Raw genomic sequence first — 18,166 nt, forward strand, 5'->3', positions numbered from 1 at the left:
ATCGGTGTAACCATTATACCGGAATATGCGACCATCGGGAGGCAGGCAATCAACCGTCAGGCTGTCGGATTACCCCCTTTTGAGGAACTCAAAAGGTATCTTGCCACTACTACTGAATCAGGCTGCGCAGCATACCTCCGTTTCCATCCAGACGGGACTTTCTGCCTCCCGATCTGTCGCTTATTTCCGGCTGTCAATTCTCAGAGTTTGCGCCATGCCTCGAGGTCGTCGCCGAACAGGTCGAGGTGTTCGCAGATGATGCGCTCGGCATAGCTGCCAACGTTTGCGCCACGGTCGCCGAGAATACGGGCGTAGCGTTCAAGACGCTCCCATGTGGCATCGCTGATGTTGAGCGAATGTCGCTTGACAATCTTCACCGGGATAAGATATGTTTCCTTGTATTCGCCGAACTCCAGCTTTCGCTGCTTTATGCCCACACGCTGTTGCTTGGGTTGTGGCGTTGCGCTCTGTTCATTGTTGAACAGATTGGCGTTGTTGTCGGGAGTGTTGCGGTCGTTGCTGTTAACAGCAACATCAGAGTTAGCGGTGTTGACAGGCTTTACCTAGTCAACGGAATTGGGTGTAATATCAGATTTCATAATATCATCAGATTTTGGAGTTATACAATCGGTAGATGTTTTGCCAGTCTTGGGTGTTGACTTGGCAGTGGAGGGAGAGGTTGTTGACTGAGGTTTCTTGTTGATCATATTTTCTCGTTTATACGGTTTGACAATGTTGTTTCGGTTGTCGGGTCATACCGCTCAACCGACACTAATTCGAGTTGCAGGTCATCTATGAATTTCTGCAACATCGGATACTTTCTAATCATACTTTGTAGTACTGCTTGGTCTGGCTCTATTCGCAGTAGATAGTCGGCAATATCATATCCGGCTGACTTGTCGGTATCATCGGCAACATCATCCATGAAGTTGAAGATGGAGGCTTCGATACCGAGCGACTTCATCAATGGCAGTTTCTGCCGCCACTTCTCGGTCGCCCCCAAATCAGGATAGAGGATAACCTGCCGTCCACTAAGAACCCGGAGTGCCTCGGCATTGAGGCAACCGTTCTTGCCGCCGGTAGCGAGCCACACATATTCGGGCAGATACCAACTCGCTATCAGTGCTGTCTTCTCGCTCTCGACCAATGCGACAGGCTTGCCACGGTTCATCGGCAACAGATGCTCACCGAAAAAACATTGACGGAGATTGTAGTGCGGCAACTTCATCAGCGAGTGGGCCCACGACACATGGTTGAATGGCTCTTTGACACGCTTGCCACTTTCGGCATTGTAGAGCATAACTTTCCCGGTGCGGACACGCCCGTTTATGTCGGTCTGCCAGAACACACATGCTCCCGGCCAGTGCTTCGATGTGCCGACGCAATACTCTCTCATCATACGCTCCGCATCATCGGGTCCGAACTTCGATTTGAGGAACAGAAAGAGATTGTTTCGGTCGTAACCGTGCAGAGTCTGTGAAACAGTCTCTGCCGCAATGAAAGAGGCTGGCTTGGGCGGCTCGGTCGGCGTGGCTATGCGGGCTGACGGAGCTGACCAATCGGAGTGCTGAGGTTTGTGCTGTGGATTGCGATCAAAATATTCCTTTGGTGTGAGGTGGTAGCCACAACTCTGCTCATGGTCACATCTGCCGACATCATCAGGAAACGTGAATTGTTTCTCGGTGTCGATGTATCGAGAGAAACAGCGTTTCTTGTGACAGGCGGGGCAAGAATGACGGCTTCCGACACCACGATAGGGTTGGAGAATAAATCGGTATCCACTCATAGTTCTATCAAGATTTTGGTTGCACTATCTGCATTATTTGCATTTTGACGGAGCGAAAATGCGGAAAGTGCAGAAAATGCAGGTGGATAATCATAATTTCGCATAGACTCCGTGACGCACCTTTTGGAAATGGATGCCGGTGAACCGCTTGACAAAATCCTTGAATGTCCGCTCTGCCATAGAATTGGCTATCGCAATCTCAACGCCTTGCTCGGTTGTGAACTCCTCCGGCAGTGCGGCTATGACAGCCCGTTGCAGTTCTGACAGCGACAAATCCTTGATTATGCCCTGCACCCTTGTGGCGGTAGCCTTGAAATAATCTACAAGGCCTATGGCATTCTTCACCGAAACAAGATCTATTTCAGTTTTGTCAGCCTCGCCACAAGCCCACCGCGCTATCTGGATTATCAGACAGAAGCGTATGGCATGGAAATCGAATTTGCTGAACACTCCTTTTAGAGCATCGTTTTCCTCGCGGTTGCAGTCCTCGGTGTTTTCCCGTTGCCACTGATAGAGCCGTGTCTTTGCCTCCGGCGAAAATCCTATGATTGTCGGGATAACCTTTCCGTCTTCATCAGTTTTGTATGGCATATCCACAAGTCTGCTGATAATCTCAGCCCATGTAGCCTCAATGTCGAATGACGGTTCTTTGTCGCTCCACGCCTGTTTATCCTGATTGTTGGCGATGACGAATAGAAGGCGGTCGATAAAGCCGTTTGAACTGCGGCTGCCTTGGGCGAGTTCGTTGAGGATGCCGTTCTGGATAGTGCCGACAACAGACACAAACGGTCTTCCGATATAGACGGAGTCTTTCGCTCCCTTGCGGTCGGAGAATATCGGGTTGGCGTTATAGAGTTTCAGCCAATACTCCTCGTCAGAGCCTTTGTTGTAGCGGTTGAAATTCTTGAACCATCCGGCAAGTTCATCATTCCACATGCAGATGCCGCGCAGATTGTGGGAGTGAATAAGCATCATTGCCTCCGGCGTAGCGTCAGAAATCAGGAACCGCTTGTTAACAGGCAATACCGGGTGAGCAACAGTCCTTTCTTTCATCGGTAATTCGCACTGGCGGTTGTACTCGGCAAGTTCTTTCTGAAAGGCACTGTTGTTTACGCCGTCAATATCGGAGAAAGGACGGATAGCGAAGTTCAGAGGATGCGACTTGCACGCTCCGGGTCTGCCGACAAGAGCCATGAACAGAATGGCACTCTCATCCCATTTCCCTTTCAGCCGGGCAAAATGGGTGTTACCGATGCCAAGACCGAGAGCCACGAGCATAGCCCCGGCAAGATAATCCACCGGATAACCGTAGCAGTCGTTAGCCTCGCGGATAATCCGCTGAATCTTCATCGGCATGGCACCAAGCGGAAAATCACCGCCACGCATACTAACACACATATCCACAGCCTTGCCGAGAATGAGCATAGGGTCAATGCCTTTGGAGTTAGATGTGCTCTTTTCCATACTTTTCCAGAATCGTGTTTACGGCAGATGTCTTGTAATAGACTTTGCCTCCAAGTAGAGTTGCTTCCAAATATTGGCTCTTGCGCCAGTTGCGGAGTGTGTTTGCACAGACTCCAAGAATTCTCATTACCTCCTTGCGGGGAATGAGTGGATCCTTGTCTGCCGAAAGCATAGCCGGCAGAACCTCCTCCTTAAATTTTTCGATAGCACGTTCAGCAGTGTGCTCGACCACTTCAAGGAGGTGACCCAGAGGGAGCGTGATTGAAAGTCCGGTCAGCTCCTCCGGTGTGAATTTTGAAAAATCAAGATTCATTGTTAAAATTCCTCGCGTCATCTGGATTAATCAATGGACACCGACAACATGAAATGTCCAAGGGTCGCATCGCTATGAATTGGCTTCTCTCTGTCGGTTTTTATTGCATGGGGTGACCGGTCTTTACCTCAGCAATGATTACGGACTTTCGCCTTGTCGTTGCGATTTGACGGTGCAAAGAAAACACATGATTTATGTTTCTCCAAATTTATAACGCTGATACACAGTGGTTTATATTCGCATTGATTCGTAACGAAGTAAAACGAAGAATTTTTCTTTTCAGCGACCCTCAAAATTGCGCAGAAGGCGGTACGGATATGAAAAACGGGAGCCATCCGACATCACTGTCAGATGGCTCCCGTCAATAATATTTTTATATGTCAGCAGGAGTATGCGTAATCCTGCACTCCCAATTTCTCAACAAGGTCATTGTAGGCGAACATGTATTCCGGTCTCTCAAATGTCATGCAAGGGACTTCCACTCCGCTTTTCTTTGTGATTGTGGTAGGCGTAAGAAGCATTTTCAAATTATCCTGTATGCCTCTATGCCCGGGGATGCGGATGTTGGGCTTTTTCTCATAACGCTGTTCAAGAGCCGCATGAAATTCGACAACGGAGGTATTGGTAAGGGAACGGCTCTTTTCAAGGACAAGATAAAGAAGAGCCAAATCCTTCCCGCTTTGTTTGATATGGATATGCTCATCAATCGACCCCAATAGATATTCATCACTGTTGGGCAACAGTTCTTTCAGGCTACGGCGTTTCTTTTCTTTGCCGGGAATGGGTTTCTTTTCTGAAGTGCTCTTCATTTCAACCTTTGTCTCTGTCGGTATTGATTTGAATTTGGCAACAACTCCAGCAGTAACAACCGGAGTGATCCCCATGTCTTCCATCTCAGACACGAACTTCACCCAATCTTCCTCTTTACGAGCGCCAATAGTCAGGCTGCGGTTGATGATGGTTTTTATATTGAACGATGCGAGTCTGCGCAGAAGAAAATTTAGTTTACCATCCTGAATCAACTCCTCGCCATATTCAACCATACACTCGAAGCTGCGGCCGAAAAACAACCAGCTCAACATTGCCGGAACAATGCAATCAGGCATCTGAGCCCTGAAATGCAGGGCAAGTTGGTCTTTAAGTCCTCCATCGGTAAGAATCTTTTCCAGATCTTCAATGCCCTCCGAGCGGTCATTCTTCAGATAGAGCAGAAGTGCCTTCTCATATTTCGGCACAAGCATAATGGCAGTCTTGAAGACTTGGTCGAAACCGATACCTCTGCGGTCGTGCATAAGGTCGGTAAAATTGCAATATTCCTCCTGATGATTCTCATACCAGTGGCGGAGGGCATCACTGGTAAGTTTGTTCTTTTCCTCTTTAGTCATATAGTGGGCTTGGGTGAGTGAATGAGCCAAAATAAGCATCGACATTCAAAACGCTCACTACACAACTATTGTTCGTCACCAATCAAATTATACCCGTTTTTGAGGCAACATCAATTATTTTCAGAATTTTTAAGGAAATTTTTTGTCCACTGCGTGGTCAGAAATCAATTTGGTGGACAAATTGTGGACAATACTTATAAAAGAAAATCTCCAATCGCTTGATATATAAGCGATTGGAGATTCATAAAGGTGGTCCCACTTGGGCTTGAACCAAGGACTCCCTGATTATGAGTAGGTGGAAGACGTGATTTTGAACGAAACCGTATGAAACTTTGTTAATAGAATACAGTTTGATTATCAGATATTTGCAAGCGCAAAACAAAATTTATAATTTTGAATGAGACCTCTTGAAACTCGCGAGTTGTGTTCAAAATGTGTTCAAATACCATTTGCTGAACACGCTCCCTGATTGTTTTATTGGGTCCGGCAGATCTGATAAAAACTTGAACACAAATCTGAAAATATCAAATATGAATAAGGCTCTCTTCAGCGACGAATCCCGGAGATTCGCAGGGGCGATGGTGTATATCATTCTCGCTCCTGATAATAGATATAAATTCGACACAGGCAAATCTGTGCCGTTGACAGTCTGCGTCACCCATCAGCGGGCGAGAAGATATTTCTCGACCGGATATAAGGTGTCATCAATGAAAGAATACGAGGCTCTGTTCTCAAAATCTAATACAGCCATCGAAACTCGAAAAGAACTTCGCAAGATGTTTGATCGGGTATGCGCCAAAGCTGATGAGCTTATCTTGCTCAATCGCTTCTCTGTAGCCGACTTGAAAAGTTATCTCGACAAGTCGGAAGGGAAAGTGACAGAAAAAACGATGAGAGCAGATGATACTTTTTCTTATTGGGCAGCTCTTGGAGCATCGAAAGAAAAAGTAAAGACCCGCGCGATGTATTCTTCCGCGCTTGATTGGTTCAAACTGTTCCGCAAGGATAAACCAATTTCTCTCGGTGCTGTCGATACCGCCATATTAACGCGTTTCGCCAAATGGCTTGATGAGCAGAAAGCGCGAAATGGCACAGATCTGCCGCTTTCTTTGGACACGCGAATGGTAATTCTTCGCGCCACTCGTGCTGTGTTCAATCAGGCATATAAAGACGGACACACCACTATGGTTCCCAATTTCAAAGGTCTTATTCATGCAGGCAACCGTCGCCGCTTGAATGCCTTGACTGTGGAAGAAGTATTGAGGTTGTGGGAATATTGGCTTGCTTCTCCCGATAAACAGTCAAAATATGCCCGTGCCGTGGGACGCTGGTTGCTCCTTTATTGTCTCAACGGCATGAATACCATAGATATGGCTAAACTTGTCTGGACAGAAAAAGCGGCAGTTTCACAGAAATTTCCGCAATTTGTTTTCATCCGCTCTAAAATTGACAGGGCAAACAAACCTGTCGGCAAGCAGCTTGATGAAACATCAGTGCCGATTATTCCGCAGTTACGGCAATTGCTTGATGTGTATGCATCACCATATAGTCCCGGTGAACTGGTTTTCCCTGATATTTTTCTCAATGCCGTCACTGATGAACAGAAAGCAATCCGTGTTCACGACTTTAACCGCCGCATCTCAAAGAACATAAAGGACGTATGCGAATCGCTCGGAATCCAAAGTGTCACTCCCCAGTATGCCCGCAACTCGTTTATCTCGGCATTGGCGCATCATGGGGTCATGACCGCTTACATAGACTATGCGGTAGGTCATGCCACATCGGAGGTGTCTGCACTCCTTGCAGGTTATATATCCAACGTAACACCCGCTATGATGCAGGCTTTCAATGAGAAAATATTTATCGTGCCTCCGATTCAATGATTTCTTCCCTTCTAATACATGCTTATAATCTGCCAAATCTATAACTTTTGAGCCACTTTTGGCAGATTATAACAGGGTTTAGCTGGACAAGGATGTATTTATCGTAGTACGTATCCCTTGAATATGCCTAATTATCGTAGTTTACAAGTTGTAATTTTGCGGGTTTACCGAAGTTTTATTATCTTTGCGCCATAAATATAAGACATTAATGGAGGCTTCAGTACTGCTTGAAATATTACGAGACCAACGAGAGGAACTTGACACTCTTCGTTCCCAACGCTTTTGCAAACGGAAGGAAGAAGATATGGTTAAACTTGAGAGCAAAAAGGCTCAAGTGGTAATAGGTGTACGCCGCAGTGGAAAATCAACATTGTGTTTCAACGTATTGGACAAAGCTCAGGTAAAATTTGCTTATGTGAATTTTGATGACGAGCGTTTAGTCCGTTTGTCAGCCGAGGATCTGAACGATGTATTAAAGTGCCTTTACCAGATTTATGGTGATTTCACTCATTTATTTCTTGACGAGGCACAGAATATAGAAGGATGGCATCTTTTTGTCAATAGACTGCTTAGGCATGGAATGAAAGTGTTTATAACCGGTAGCAACGCAAAACTACTCAGTAGCGAACTTTCCACATATCTCACCGGACGCTATAATGAAATCGAATTGTATCCTTTCTCGTTCCGTGAATTTTGCGAAATGGAGAAAGTGGAAACGACGAATCTTTCTACAAAAACTGACGCCTTACTTCGCAGAGCATTTGACAAGTACATGGAGACAGGTGGTTTTCCGGAGATAATCAGTGGAGAAGAAACTGCCGAGGAATATATAGATACTCTGGTTTCAAATATTCTGGAAAGAGACATCGTGCAGCGTTTTAAGGTAAGATACAAAGATGCCTTTAAGTCACTGTCTCATCATCTTATGAATAATGCTCCATGCGAAGTTATATATACAGCTTTGCAGAAGACTTTTAATTTCAAAAATGACAAAACCGTTGAGAATTATGTCGGATACCTTTATCAGGCTTATCTCCTGAAACAGTTACGCAAATATTCTACCAAAAGCAGCGAGCGGATTCGTAATGCGAAATGCTACCCCATAGATGTATCGCTTATGAACGCCAGAAAGGATGCTTTTGCAAAAGATAATTTTGGATGGAGGCTTGAATCTCTGGTTTATTTGGCGATATGCAGAAAATATGGAGTCGGATACGATGTCTATTATCACAAAACAGAGTCTTACGAAGTTGATTTCGTAGTCTGTCATCGAGCAACGGTTGTTGAACTTGTACAGGTCTCCTATGACATATCCTCGGAAAAAACTCTCAATCGCGAAACTTCTGCTTTGGTGAAAGCCGGGACATCACTAAAATGTGACAAATTGACTTTGGTCACCGCCTTTGAGGAGCGTGAATTGGAGGTTCAGGGACAAGTCATTGATGTCTGTGCTGCTTACAAATGGCTTCTGATATAACCACATCGCTCGTTTTTAACTCCCCAATCCTGCTACAGCATAGAATAACAATCTTTAGAACGTAAAATATGACAGAATCAGACTTCATAAAAGCAATACAGCTTCTTTTCCCAAAAGGAAATCCTTTGAGAGAGTTCGCCGATTTTGTATCAAAAGGAAATAGCATTGAAAAGCTCACTTCGCTCCTTTTTGTCAAGGATCGTCTTGAATCGGAATATAAGTTAGCCGCCTTTGCCCAATTATACTCTCCAAATAACAATCACACCCGCTATCTTGAAGGCATTTCGTCCGCCCTATCCGAATGTAATAATCGCATAGTGCAACTGACGGATAAAGTCTTACAAGATGAGATGCAAAAGAAAGTCCTTGACAATATAAGAGAGATAATGAATAGAAGTGGATTCTGAGTCTCAACATTGGATACGGCGAGAACCTCGGTTCCGGTTTCCCTCTCATTCTCAACGCATGGCAGGAAAAGCACTGGTTGGAGCCGCAGCTCATTGAACAACCTGAGCTGATGCAGGTTAAACTTGAACTGAAGATAGTTAGTGCGGAGAATCTTACTGCCTCACAAAGGGGGCAGTAAGAGGGGCAGAAAGAGGGGCAGAAAGAATTGTCTCCACGCCAATTGGAGATAATTCATCTATTGGAGAATACTCCCGGTGCAACCATGCCGCAGATAGCGGAAGCCATGGCAATTACATACCGTACAGTCCGTAGGGATATGGAGTATCTTCAAAAATCTGGAATTATATCGCGTGAAGGTGGGCGCAAAGAAGGTAGATGGATTATAAATAAATTTTAATCCTTCATTCTGCCATTTTCATTTTCTATGCCTTATGGCGCATACGATGCGTCACGCCCAGTAAGCGGTATAAAACTTTCTGAAACGGTTTTTTGGGGGGGTATATTATAGGGCTTCGTTATGAATGGCTTGTAGTTTGTTAGATCGGTGAACACTTGGTGAATGGAGGTTGTTTGATATGCTGAATGTCACTATGACGAAAATTTCAGTAAATCGGCATAGCTATTGGCATTCATATTCATCAACCCGTTAAACACTACCCCGCCAATGCCAAACCATACGACCCTACGCGATGTTGTGCCAATATTGGAAGATTTGAGGCAGCTTACGAAAGCTCCGCTGGTAGCCAAACAGGATACAATTTTATACAAGCGAATTGCCGAAGCCACCAGCAAACTATGTTCTATTGATATCGAAAACGCTATCATCGAATCTCACGCCTCTGGAGAAATCGGAAAGGTACAAGCTGACCAAACCCGAAATTACTGTGCCGAGATTGCAACAAGGCTACTTACATTCTGGAGTGTATTCCATACGTTGGACCGTGAACGTAAGAATAAATCCAAGGCAGACATGATAGACGGGTACGAAAGCAACCACTTCCTTAAAGAAGTGGAGATGTTCTATATCTGTGCAGCTCATTATGAGTACGCGCTAAAGGCTTGTCACAAAATCCCGGTGCCTGACGACTGGACGATAGATAAATACAAACAGGAAATCGAGCAATTCCATATGTCTGAAACCCGTGAGGGATGGCTTGAAAAGAAACGGGAGTTCCTTAAGAAATTACAGGAAAGCGTTGAATATGATGAATTTCTGTTGAAGCCATCATTCGATGTGTACCATGAGTTGCGAAGTGTCTGTCGTAGAATTTTCATCACGGTGGAGCGATACTTTCCGCCATGTGAAATTCGGTTACATCCGAAATGTAGGGAAACCTTTATCCAAAAGATGCAGGTCCCCAATGGTAGTTATCCGGCACCTGAACAACCTGTAAAACAGAATCAGACAAATACGAAATCATGCCGCCAATGGGAAGAAGATCTGTTCCCTATGATACTTGTTTCGGAGTTATACGAAGTTTGTTCTGATGTTTTCGACAGCACCGAGACTCAGTTCCATTCATCACTCAATCTCCACGGCAAACATGAACCTATAAAGATACGTCCCAAGCAGAAAATCAAGGCTTGCTATCTCATATCGAAATTATACGAAATTGTTCCGGCCAAGCACAAAGCGGCGTGGCGTGAGGATATTCTCGCTCATCTTGATATTCAGTGGAGCTACTACGAAAAGAAGTATTGTCATCCACGCGGCGATGATGCCAGTGTGTCAAGCAGAGAGTATGCTGATGAGATTGACAGAATCCTCAAAAATCATAAAAAGCGAGCATGAGAGTCCATGCAACTTAAAGATACCACTCGCGCACCACTTTCACCACTTGAAATTCCACTTTTGAGACCTTATGATGCTACCCGTTAGAGTTTGATACTCTGACGGGTAGTTTTGTTATATCCATAGTCATACACCACATACACGCCACTCATGACCGGCAGTAATTTTGCAGTGTCCGGGAGTTACTCGGATGCGCTCTACAAGAGGGCGGTACGTACAACTCTAAACAACACTGCGTATGACAAAAGACCAGTTACTCAAACTCCCTCTCTGGCAGTACACCGGAGAACAATTTTTAGAATTACTTGACTCTCATTTTGTCAAGACCACGACCGCAACCGAAAACGTGACCTCTGACGAAAATGTTTCCACCACAGCAAAGCGTTGGCTCGTTTATGGAATCAACGGACTCTGCGAACTTCTCCAGTGCAGTAAGGCTACCGCGCACCGCATCAAGAATAGTGGCGTAATCAAGGATGCCATTACACAAACAGGCAGAAAAATCATCATAGACGCCCAGAAAGCACTCGACCTTATGCAGGCTTATAAGGAAGGAGGTGAAAAGTGAGCGAAGTAAAGCAAGACATCCTCCGACTTTGGGAGGAGAAGCAGTTGCGAATCACTGATGAGATTCAGACTGCGCCGGAGGTGCTGTATGCCAACGGCAGCGTTATCGGCACGCTCGGCAACTTCTCGGCATCAACCGGAAAGGCAAAGAGTAAAAAGACCTTCAATGTCGCCGCCATTGTCGGGGCATCGCTCGTCAACGGCAAGGTATTAGGTTACACTGCCGAGTTTCCTGATGATAAGCGCACAATCCTCTACTTCGACACCGAGCAAAGTCCGTATCATTGCCAGAAGGTCATGGAGCGCGCCCTGCGACTTGCGAAACTGCCAACCGACACACATCCGGAGCACTTGAAGTTTGCCGCTCTGCGCCAGCTTACGCCCTCGTTGCGCCTTGAAGTCATCGAACAGGCGATAATCAACACTCCCGGTGTCGGGCTTGTAATCATCGACGGTGTGCGTGACCTGATGTATGACATCAACTGCGCCAAGGAATCGACCGACCTTATCGGCAAGCTGATGGAATGGACTGACAAGTTCCAGATACATATCCACACGGTTCTGCATCTCAACAAGAGCGACGACAATGCCCGTGGTCATGTCGGCACAGAACTTAACAACAAGGCCGAGACCGTGCTCCAGATTAGCCGAAGCAAAACCGATGACACTGTTTCGGAGGTATGTGCCGCCATGATACGCGCAGCCGAGTTTGACCCGTTTGCCTTCCGTGTGAATGACTACGGTCTGCCGGAGATAGCCAGCGGATATGTGTTCACCGAACCGGGCAAGAAAGCCAAAGATCCGTATCCCTACAAGGAGTTGACCGAGGAACAGCACCGCGAAGCGTTGGCGGTAGTTTTCGTCAACGGCCCGATAAAAGGTTGTCGCAATTTCGAGGCGGCATTGAAAGCCGGATATGCCGCCTGCGGACACTCGTATTCCAACAATAAGGTCAAGGGCTTAAAGACCTTTCTTGACAACAAAGGCATGATTCGCTACGAGAACCGCGAGTATATCTACAATCCGGATTTCTACTATTGAAAACCACAATTTTGGTTTGGTTTGGCAAAGGGCATATATAATAGAACCTGAACCACGAACCAGCTCACCCAAACATTTTAGAACTCATGCTCAAAGAGATTAAATCAATCCCTTTAGCCGACTTCTTGTCTCAACTCGGACATGAACCGACGGCGAGAAAAGGAACGAGGCTATGGTATAAGTCGCCATTACGACAGGAATATACGCCGTCGTTTAAGGTGGAAACCACGCTCAACTGCTGGTATGATTTCGGACTTGGCAGAGGTGGAAGCATCATAGACTTGGCAACCGAAATGTATCAGTCAACAGACCTGCGCTATCTCATGCGTTGCATCGCTGACAGTTGTCCGGTGCCATCGGTGCAGACAGTCGCTTCCTCTTATCCCCAGCGGCATTCTGCGCCGAGCATGGAGCGATTTGAGGTCATGCCACTGGAACACCGCGCACTTGTCGCATACCTTCAAGAGCGTGGTATCCCGGCACACATTGCAAAAGCGAAATGCAAGGAGGCGCATTACTGCGTCAACGGTAGATTTTATTTTGCCGTGGCATTTGAGAATGTCAGCGGTGGCTGGGAACTGCGCAACAGATATTTCAAGGGTTGCCGGGGACGCAAGGACATCTCATATCTGCCATGGGCGAGAGATGGCCCGTCAACAGAGTGTGCCATGTTCGAGGGATTCATTGATTATCTCTCTGCGCTCACACTCGGAATCATCAGCGGAACAGATGCAATCATACTCAACTCGGTTGTCAATGTCAACAAGGCTGTGCCTTATCTCAAAGACTACACCACCATCAACTGCTATCTTGACAACGACTCAGCCGGACAAACAGCACTCACCGAGTTGACAGCCGTATATGGCTCAACCGTGATTGACCGCTCTACGCTATACTCCGAGTTCAATGACTTGAATGAGTATCTCACAAATCAAAGTTTCACCCAAAACACACTTTCCAATGAAAACAAATAAATCCACCGCATCCAAGTCAACCGAGTTGACCGATGCACCCGAAGCCAAAGTATCAGCCATCAAACCTCAAATTATTATGCAACCGGATAACTCCATCAACTCAACTCCCACTATCAATGCTATAAACAGCGACAACACTGTCAACAGCACCAATTCTACCAACACAGACAATCTGTTCGACAACGAGCAGACAGTATCACTCTCAACCGATACGACAGAGCTACCGAAGCAACAGCGTATCGGCAAGCAAAAGCGCAAGTCAGATTACGCCGATTTCAAGGCTACCTATCTTACGCCGGCAAAGCTGGAGAAGCGTCATCCTGTCAACATAGAGGACAGCGTATGGGAGAAGCTCGAACGCATCGCCCGCATCCTTGGAGACCGTGACACCACCGTCGGCAGCTACATCAACGCCGTCCTCTTGGAGCATCTCAATCTCTATGCCGACGACATCGAAATATGGCGTAAACTCTGAGATGATAATGTCGGGATACCACTGCACCCGGTACACCGTGGGGCAGCTTCCCGATGAACGTAGTGAATTGGGAAGGCAAGGATATGTTTCGGGATTTCTTTTTCTCCGAAAATGCTTCCCGAAACTGCGCAGCATAAGCCGCTCTTTACCTCCCCAATCCACATAAACCACAACAATGTCTACAATGAGTAAATCAACTGTCAGAAAGGGTGGTCGTCCCTCTAAACCGACCGATGAGAAGCGCACCCATGTGGTGACAATCAAACTTAACGATGTCGAGTACTCCGACCTTCTGGAGCGGTCAAAAACCGCCGGAGTAAAGATGGCGGAGTATGTCCGTCACGGTGCTTTCCGGCTCACTATCGTCAGTCGCCTGAACGAGATTGAAAAGGAGATTGCCAAAGGAATACTAAATCTCAGTTCCGATTTCAATCAGGCAATGACCTGTTTTCATCAGCTCAAACTTCGCAGCGCGGCAAATAAATTAGCCACCGTTGTCGATAAGATGTTTGACATTCTCAAAAAATTAAGACCCAATAAAGAGACTGATTATGTTTGCAAGAATACTTAAAAGCGGCTCGTTTCACGATGTCGTGGGGTATGTGACGCGCCAGTTCCACAACCCTGAAGAATATACGCCGGACACATGGCGCATAATCGGAAGCGATAATATCTTCACCTCCGACTATGCGAAAATGGTGCAATCGTTTGAAGCGGTACATGGATTTATGCCCGGCAAGGAGAATCCGGCAGGACATATTTCCATCAGTTTTGACAACGCCGATGCGCCTCGCCTGACCGATGAATTCATGGCTCAGCTCGCAAAAGAGTATATGGAAGGAATGAGAATCAAGAACACCCAGTATCTTGTCGTGCGCCATCTGGAAACCGAACATCCGCATTTCCATATCGTCTATAACCGTGTGAATATGTCAGGCAAGGCAGTCGACGAGCGCAACAATTTCAGGCGCGGCGACCGTGTCGTAAAGGCTATCAAGGACAAATACGGACTCACATACTCGCCGCTGAAACAGAAATACGAGGACAAAATTCCGGTATTTAAGGAGCGGATCAGTCAGGCGATTTATGGTTGTAAGTCGTGGGATGAGTTCTCGCGTCGACTCGCCTGTGCCGGAATTGAGGTAAAATTTCAAGACGACCACAACACAGGCAAACACATAGGGGTGAAATTTACAGACGGCGATATAACGATCAACGGGTCTAAAATCGACCGTGCTTTCACATATCGCCGCCTGAACAACCTCTTTGAGTTTAACCGCAAGCATGGGCAACAACAGTCTGATCATGCTCCGACGCGCCCCAAAGTAACGGTCGAATATACCCCGACGCAAAAGCCCTCACTTGTAGAAGATGTGATTGAAGTCACCGTCGGGGCAATCGGAAATTTGTTCACTCTCGGCCCCGGCTTCGACCCGGAGGAACAGGCGTTTCAAAACGCCATCAAGAAAGAAGAAGCCAAACGTAAACGCAAATTAAGAAGAATCTGAATATGTCAAAGCTATATGATGACGTCAAGAAACAAGGAGAGCAGATTGACGACCTGCAAAAGACAGTTACCAACCACGGCACACGCATCGAGACCCTCGAAACAAAAGCGAAGGCAACGCCGCCGACACAAGCAGTCAATCAAGGACCTATAACGGTGAAATTGCCCGACAACATAGCGACCAATGAAAGCGTCGGCAAACTGCTTGATGAAAAGCTACCGGCAACCACAACCGACGGCACACTCAAAAAAGTTATGGAGCAACTGCCGGGTAGCCTGTCGAAAGGAGTTGCGGATGTACTGTCCGACAATTTGGGAGACAAGGTCAAGGACGCTCTTTATGAAGGATTCCGCAGGGAGTTTGCGGATGAGCGAAGAAAGCTCTATGACGTGGTGAACGACATGCGCTACAAAGCCCAGTCGATAATCTGGGGGCAATGGTGGCGTGCTACCCCACATTGGGTCTATGCCATCTTTGTGGTTCTGCTTCTCGCCGCCGGAGGTTTCGGTTATGGATTCTTCTATCAGCTCAACGAAAACTCAAAGCTAAAAGATGTGGAATGGCTCTACCGATACGAAAGGCTTTGGTGGGAAGGCAAGGAACAGGAAGATATGCTCCGCCGAGAAAAAATCTTTGCTGTCGGCACACAACATGAGCAGGATTCAATAAAGAACCGCACCCGCCAGCTCGAAAAATCCCGACACATAGAAGAAACCTTCCTCTATTTCAACCCCACGGAGAAATAGCATTACTCTAATCGTAAGACAGGCAACCCCAACATTTCTGCCGAGGTTGCCTGTCTTTGTCTATTGTATGATTAAGCTGATATTATTTGAACTTGTATAGAAAGAGCGTATCCGCACGTGCAGCATCTGATCGTTGCAGCCCTTTAATTTGGGCATCAGACATTCCTGTTTGACGATATGGTTCATATCCTCGTGTTGTAACAATAACTTTTTTCTCTAAGCTACAAGAGCAAAAAGCCATCAATGTTATTAGTAGTAATAAAATTCTCATAAATCAGTAGTTTAACGCTATTTTCCTGTGCCAAAACGCGATGTGTCAATGTTTGTTTCTTTGGGTTTGAAGCCGTTGAACCGCCAGATGAATGTCAGTTTGAGATTGTGAGACATGTCGCGCACTTTCATCCGGTAATCCTGACCGGCATGGTTGATAGTCATGGTCGGCGACCATTTATTGAAAATGTCATCGGCTTTCAAATCAAGTTCACAGCATCGATTCTTTCCGAACTGCCATTTTACGCCGGCATCGACTTTCCATATACTCGATAAGTCGGCTATACCCTGCAATGATGGCGAGATGTAGCTGAAATCAACGGTCAGTGATACCGGGCAGTTCTGACTGAACTTAAAAGAATTGCTAAATTCACCATAGAATATCCACTTGCTGTTGTCAAAGCCGATGTCATGAAAATGGTCGGCTTTCTCCCGCTGATTGAAAACATTGGCTGTGGCCGTGGCATTCCAGATATATCCTACACCAAAAGGCGCATAAAGATTAAGCCCGACAACGCGCTTATAGTTCATGTTGATGGTCTGATAGATGAGATTCATGGCATCCGGCGATTGGTAAGGAAGCTGCACCGTGGTCTTGTCGCCATATTGGAAATAGAAGGTCGCTACATATTTTTGCCTGAGGATATAGTTGAACTGGGCATCATATTGAATATAGGGTTGCAACTGGAGATTACCGACAATTGTCGAGTAGTCGTTAATGTGGCTCGTGCCGCCATGTAGTTCCCAATATGAGGGATATATGCGTTGGGTGTTGAAGTTCAGTTGAAATATGCTTTTGGGTGTTTTGTAGTAAGTCGCCCCGAACTGAGGAATGAAATTCCAGTTGTGCTGATATTTAGTGTAATAATACTCACCCTTTGCCGAAAGATTGAACGACAGTCCCCAGTCGAAAGACCGTTCTGTGCCGACGTAAAAACTCGCCACATCTTCGTTGAGAATATCATCGAAATCGGGATTGTCGGACATTGCGTAGTGTTGTGAACTGTGATCTTTTGAGTGTTGATATTCCGCGCCATAGTTCAGTTGCCACTGTCCAAGCTGATGCTGTTGGTCAATATATGCATGCCAACGGTTAATATGCTGACGGTTTTCAGAGCCAAGAAGGTAGTCTGTGTCCTTAAATAATGACTGTGAGCGGTTTTCGGAATAGCGGGTGTAGTCACCTCCTATTGTCATGCCGAATGGCGCCGTGTAGCGCAGGGCGATATTATGATAGCCGACAGGCGACAGCATGTTGTAGGCATTTGTATAGTTGCCCAAAGTGCCTGATGAGAGACTCCATCTCTTTGAATCGGAGATTATCTGACCGTTGTAAGTGAGTTTGAGCGTTTTCCAAGAAGCGGATGCAAATATGGTATTGCTCCAGTTCTGACCGATTCGGCGCATGTCATCCTCAATCATAGTTCGCTTACCATCATTAAGATGATTCGACCATGTTTCCTCGCGGCTCCACGATTTACTGCGCGTCAGTCCGTAGTTCAAGTCAAAAGTCCAGTCCTTTATAGCGTATGCGGCTGCAAGTACACCGCCATACGAACCATAATGAGCCTGATTGTATCCGGTTCTGACTTGTCCCTGCAAGCCGTCGAGAGGCGTCGGCGTTTTCAGAACCACGTTGATTACCGCGCCATTTACATGATACTTTGCCGGAGCGGAATACATAATCTCCACGTTTTTCAGTCTGTCAACCGAAGTGTTGTAGAGAAGTTGATAAAGATTCTGGAGCGGCATATTGGTAAGCTCACCATTGAGAATAATGGTGACATTGGAAGCTCCCGCGAGCCAGATCATACCGTTATTGTTTGTGATGCCGGGCATATAGCCAAGGGCTTCAAGAATATTGTTAACCGGTTTGTCCTTGACTATTCCGGGGAGGTCGACTACCATAATTCCGTCCTTACCTTTGACTTGTGGTTTCTCTCCCTTTACAACAACCTCATCGAGCTGTCTGGTAGAAATTGTATCAGTTGCTTCCGTCTGAGCCACAGCCGATATGAACGTAATGAATGAAGCGAATAATATACCTTTCCTCATAGCTGTTTCGTTTTTGTTTGAT

At 46.3% G+C, this 18,166-nt stretch carries 17 protein-coding genes and 1 pseudogene; 12 read left to right on the top strand and 6 right to left on the bottom strand.

What is annotated here, in order from left to right:
- Window positions 1–200: 200 nt before the first annotated feature.
- From FDZ78_RS03105 to FDZ78_RS03125, 5 genes and pseudogenes are all read right to left on the bottom strand, one after another.
- Window positions 201–509, bottom strand: a pseudogene (locus FDZ78_RS03105) (DUF3408 domain-containing protein); the annotation flags it as partial.
- Between the two features lie 194 nt (window positions 510–703).
- Complete coding sequence (locus tag FDZ78_RS03110; protein WP_124076030.1) at window positions 704–1,786, bottom strand: DUF6371 domain-containing protein; 1,083 nt, start codon at window positions 1,784–1,786, stop codon at window positions 704–706.
- 90 nt (window positions 1,787–1,876) lie between these two features.
- Window positions 1,877–3,250 carry a DUF3987 domain-containing protein gene (locus FDZ78_RS03115; protein ID WP_124076029.1) on the bottom strand — a complete coding sequence of 458 codons (1,374 nt, stop codon included), beginning with the start codon at window positions 3,248–3,250 and terminating at the stop codon, window positions 1,877–1,879.
- Window positions 3,231–3,563, bottom strand: a complete 333-nt coding sequence (locus FDZ78_RS03120) for a helix-turn-helix domain-containing protein (RefSeq protein ID WP_160631921.1) — start codon at window positions 3,561–3,563, stop codon at window positions 3,231–3,233. Before FDZ78_RS03120 ends, FDZ78_RS03115 begins: the two co-directional genes overlap by 20 nt.
- Before the next feature lie 380 nt (window positions 3,564–3,943).
- Entirely contained in the window at window positions 3,944–4,948 is a 1,005-nt protein-coding gene (locus FDZ78_RS03125) for a DUF6043 family protein (RefSeq protein WP_124076028.1), read from the bottom strand.
- 707 nt (window positions 4,949–5,655) lie between these two features.
- Between FDZ78_RS03125 and FDZ78_RS03130 the strand changes: the two genes are divergently transcribed.
- From FDZ78_RS03130 to FDZ78_RS03185, 12 genes are all read left to right on the top strand, one after another.
- Window positions 5,656–6,831 (top strand): phage integrase SAM-like domain-containing protein, encoded by a 1,176-nt coding sequence (locus FDZ78_RS03130; protein ID WP_168182151.1) that lies wholly within the window; start codon window positions 5,656–5,658, stop codon window positions 6,829–6,831.
- 208 nt (window positions 6,832–7,039) lie between these two features.
- On the top strand, window positions 7,040–8,308 hold the full coding sequence (locus tag FDZ78_RS03135; RefSeq protein ID WP_136409060.1) for an ATP-binding protein: 1,269 nt from the start codon (window positions 7,040–7,042) through the stop codon (window positions 8,306–8,308).
- A gap of 68 nt (window positions 8,309–8,376) precedes the next feature.
- Window positions 8,377–8,715 carry a hypothetical protein gene (locus FDZ78_RS03140; RefSeq protein ID WP_136409061.1) on the top strand — a complete coding sequence of 113 codons (339 nt, stop codon included), beginning with the start codon at window positions 8,377–8,379 and terminating at the stop codon, window positions 8,713–8,715.
- A 221-nt stretch (window positions 8,716–8,936) separates the two neighbouring features.
- Window positions 8,937–9,113: a DeoR family transcriptional regulator gene (locus tag FDZ78_RS14935; protein ID WP_168190002.1), complete on the top strand. Its 177-nt coding sequence runs from the start codon at window positions 8,937–8,939 to the stop codon at window positions 9,111–9,113.
- 267 nt (window positions 9,114–9,380) lie between these two features.
- Complete coding sequence (locus FDZ78_RS03150; RefSeq protein ID WP_136409063.1) at window positions 9,381–10,508, top strand: hypothetical protein; 1,128 nt, start codon at window positions 9,381–9,383, stop codon at window positions 10,506–10,508.
- A gap of 238 nt (window positions 10,509–10,746) precedes the next feature.
- Complete coding sequence (locus tag FDZ78_RS03155) at window positions 10,747–11,076, top strand: DUF3853 family protein (protein WP_136409064.1); 330 nt, start codon at window positions 10,747–10,749, stop codon at window positions 11,074–11,076.
- Window positions 11,073–12,116 (top strand): AAA family ATPase, encoded by a 1,044-nt coding sequence (locus FDZ78_RS03160; RefSeq protein ID WP_136409065.1) that lies wholly within the window; start codon window positions 11,073–11,075, stop codon window positions 12,114–12,116. Before FDZ78_RS03155 ends, FDZ78_RS03160 begins: the two co-directional genes overlap by 4 nt.
- An 86-nt stretch (window positions 12,117–12,202) precedes the next feature.
- The gene (locus tag FDZ78_RS03165) at window positions 12,203–13,090 is read left to right on the top strand and encodes a toprim domain-containing protein (protein ID WP_136409066.1); all 888 of its coding nucleotides are present in this window, start codon (window positions 12,203–12,205) and stop codon (window positions 13,088–13,090) included.
- The gene (locus FDZ78_RS03170; protein ID WP_168182153.1) at window positions 13,077–13,565 is read left to right on the top strand and encodes a DUF3408 domain-containing protein; all 489 of its coding nucleotides are present in this window, start codon (window positions 13,077–13,079) and stop codon (window positions 13,563–13,565) included. Before FDZ78_RS03165 ends, FDZ78_RS03170 begins: the two co-directional genes overlap by 14 nt.
- Before the next feature lie 184 nt (window positions 13,566–13,749).
- Window positions 13,750–14,136, top strand: a complete 387-nt coding sequence (locus tag FDZ78_RS03175) for a hypothetical protein (protein WP_136409068.1) — start codon at window positions 13,750–13,752, stop codon at window positions 14,134–14,136.
- The gene (locus FDZ78_RS03180; protein ID WP_136409069.1) at window positions 14,117–15,073 is read left to right on the top strand and encodes a relaxase/mobilization nuclease domain-containing protein; all 957 of its coding nucleotides are present in this window, start codon (window positions 14,117–14,119) and stop codon (window positions 15,071–15,073) included. Before FDZ78_RS03175 ends, FDZ78_RS03180 begins: the two co-directional genes overlap by 20 nt.
- 2 nt (window positions 15,074–15,075) lie before the next feature.
- Window positions 15,076–15,819, top strand: a complete 744-nt coding sequence (locus tag FDZ78_RS03185; protein WP_136409070.1) for a hypothetical protein — start codon at window positions 15,076–15,078, stop codon at window positions 15,817–15,819.
- Between the two features lie 288 nt (window positions 15,820–16,107).
- On the opposite strand, the gene FDZ78_RS03190 is transcribed toward FDZ78_RS03185, so the two are convergent.
- Window positions 16,108–18,144, bottom strand: a complete 2,037-nt coding sequence (locus FDZ78_RS03190) for a TonB-dependent siderophore receptor (protein ID WP_136409071.1) — start codon at window positions 18,142–18,144, stop codon at window positions 16,108–16,110.
- Window positions 18,145–18,166 lie beyond the last annotated feature (22 nt).

The sequence above is a fragment of the Duncaniella sp. B8 genome, from assembly GCF_005304985.1.
Lineage (GTDB): Bacteria > Bacteroidota > Bacteroidia > Bacteroidales > Muribaculaceae > Duncaniella > Duncaniella muris.

Coding starts and splice junctions, on each gene's coding strand:
- FDZ78_RS03165 (WP_136409066.1), top strand. CDS start 12,203: ATGCTCAAAGAGATTAAATCAATCCCTTTAGCCGACTTCTTGTCTCAA.
- FDZ78_RS03150 (WP_136409063.1), top strand. CDS start 9,381: ATGCCAAACCATACGACCCTACGCGATGTTGTGCCAATATTGGAAGAT.
- FDZ78_RS03155 (WP_136409064.1), top strand. CDS start 10,747: ATGACAAAAGACCAGTTACTCAAACTCCCTCTCTGGCAGTACACCGGA.
- FDZ78_RS03180 (WP_136409069.1), top strand. CDS start 14,117: ATGTTTGCAAGAATACTTAAAAGCGGCTCGTTTCACGATGTCGTGGGG.
- FDZ78_RS03130 (WP_168182151.1), top strand. CDS start 5,656: ATGAAAGAATACGAGGCTCTGTTCTCAAAATCTAATACAGCCATCGAA.
- FDZ78_RS03115 (WP_124076029.1), bottom strand. CDS start 3,250: ATGGAAAAGAGCACATCTAACTCCAAAGGCATTGACCCTATGCTCATT.
- FDZ78_RS03185 (WP_136409070.1), top strand. CDS start 15,076: ATGTCAAAGCTATATGATGACGTCAAGAAACAAGGAGAGCAGATTGAC.
- FDZ78_RS03175 (WP_136409068.1), top strand. CDS start 13,750: ATGAGTAAATCAACTGTCAGAAAGGGTGGTCGTCCCTCTAAACCGACC.
- FDZ78_RS03125 (WP_124076028.1), bottom strand. CDS start 4,948: ATGACTAAAGAGGAAAAGAACAAACTTACCAGTGATGCCCTCCGCCAC.
- FDZ78_RS03170 (WP_168182153.1), top strand. CDS start 13,077: ATGAAAACAAATAAATCCACCGCATCCAAGTCAACCGAGTTGACCGAT.
- FDZ78_RS03120 (WP_160631921.1), bottom strand. CDS start 3,563: ATGAATCTTGATTTTTCAAAATTCACACCGGAGGAGCTGACCGGACTT.
- FDZ78_RS03140 (WP_136409061.1), top strand. CDS start 8,377: ATGACAGAATCAGACTTCATAAAAGCAATACAGCTTCTTTTCCCAAAA.
- FDZ78_RS03190 (WP_136409071.1), bottom strand. CDS start 18,144: ATGAGGAAAGGTATATTATTCGCTTCATTCATTACGTTCATATCGGCT.
- FDZ78_RS03135 (WP_136409060.1), top strand. CDS start 7,040: ATGGAGGCTTCAGTACTGCTTGAAATATTACGAGACCAACGAGAGGAA.
- FDZ78_RS03110 (WP_124076030.1), bottom strand. CDS start 1,786: ATGAGTGGATACCGATTTATTCTCCAACCCTATCGTGGTGTCGGAAGC.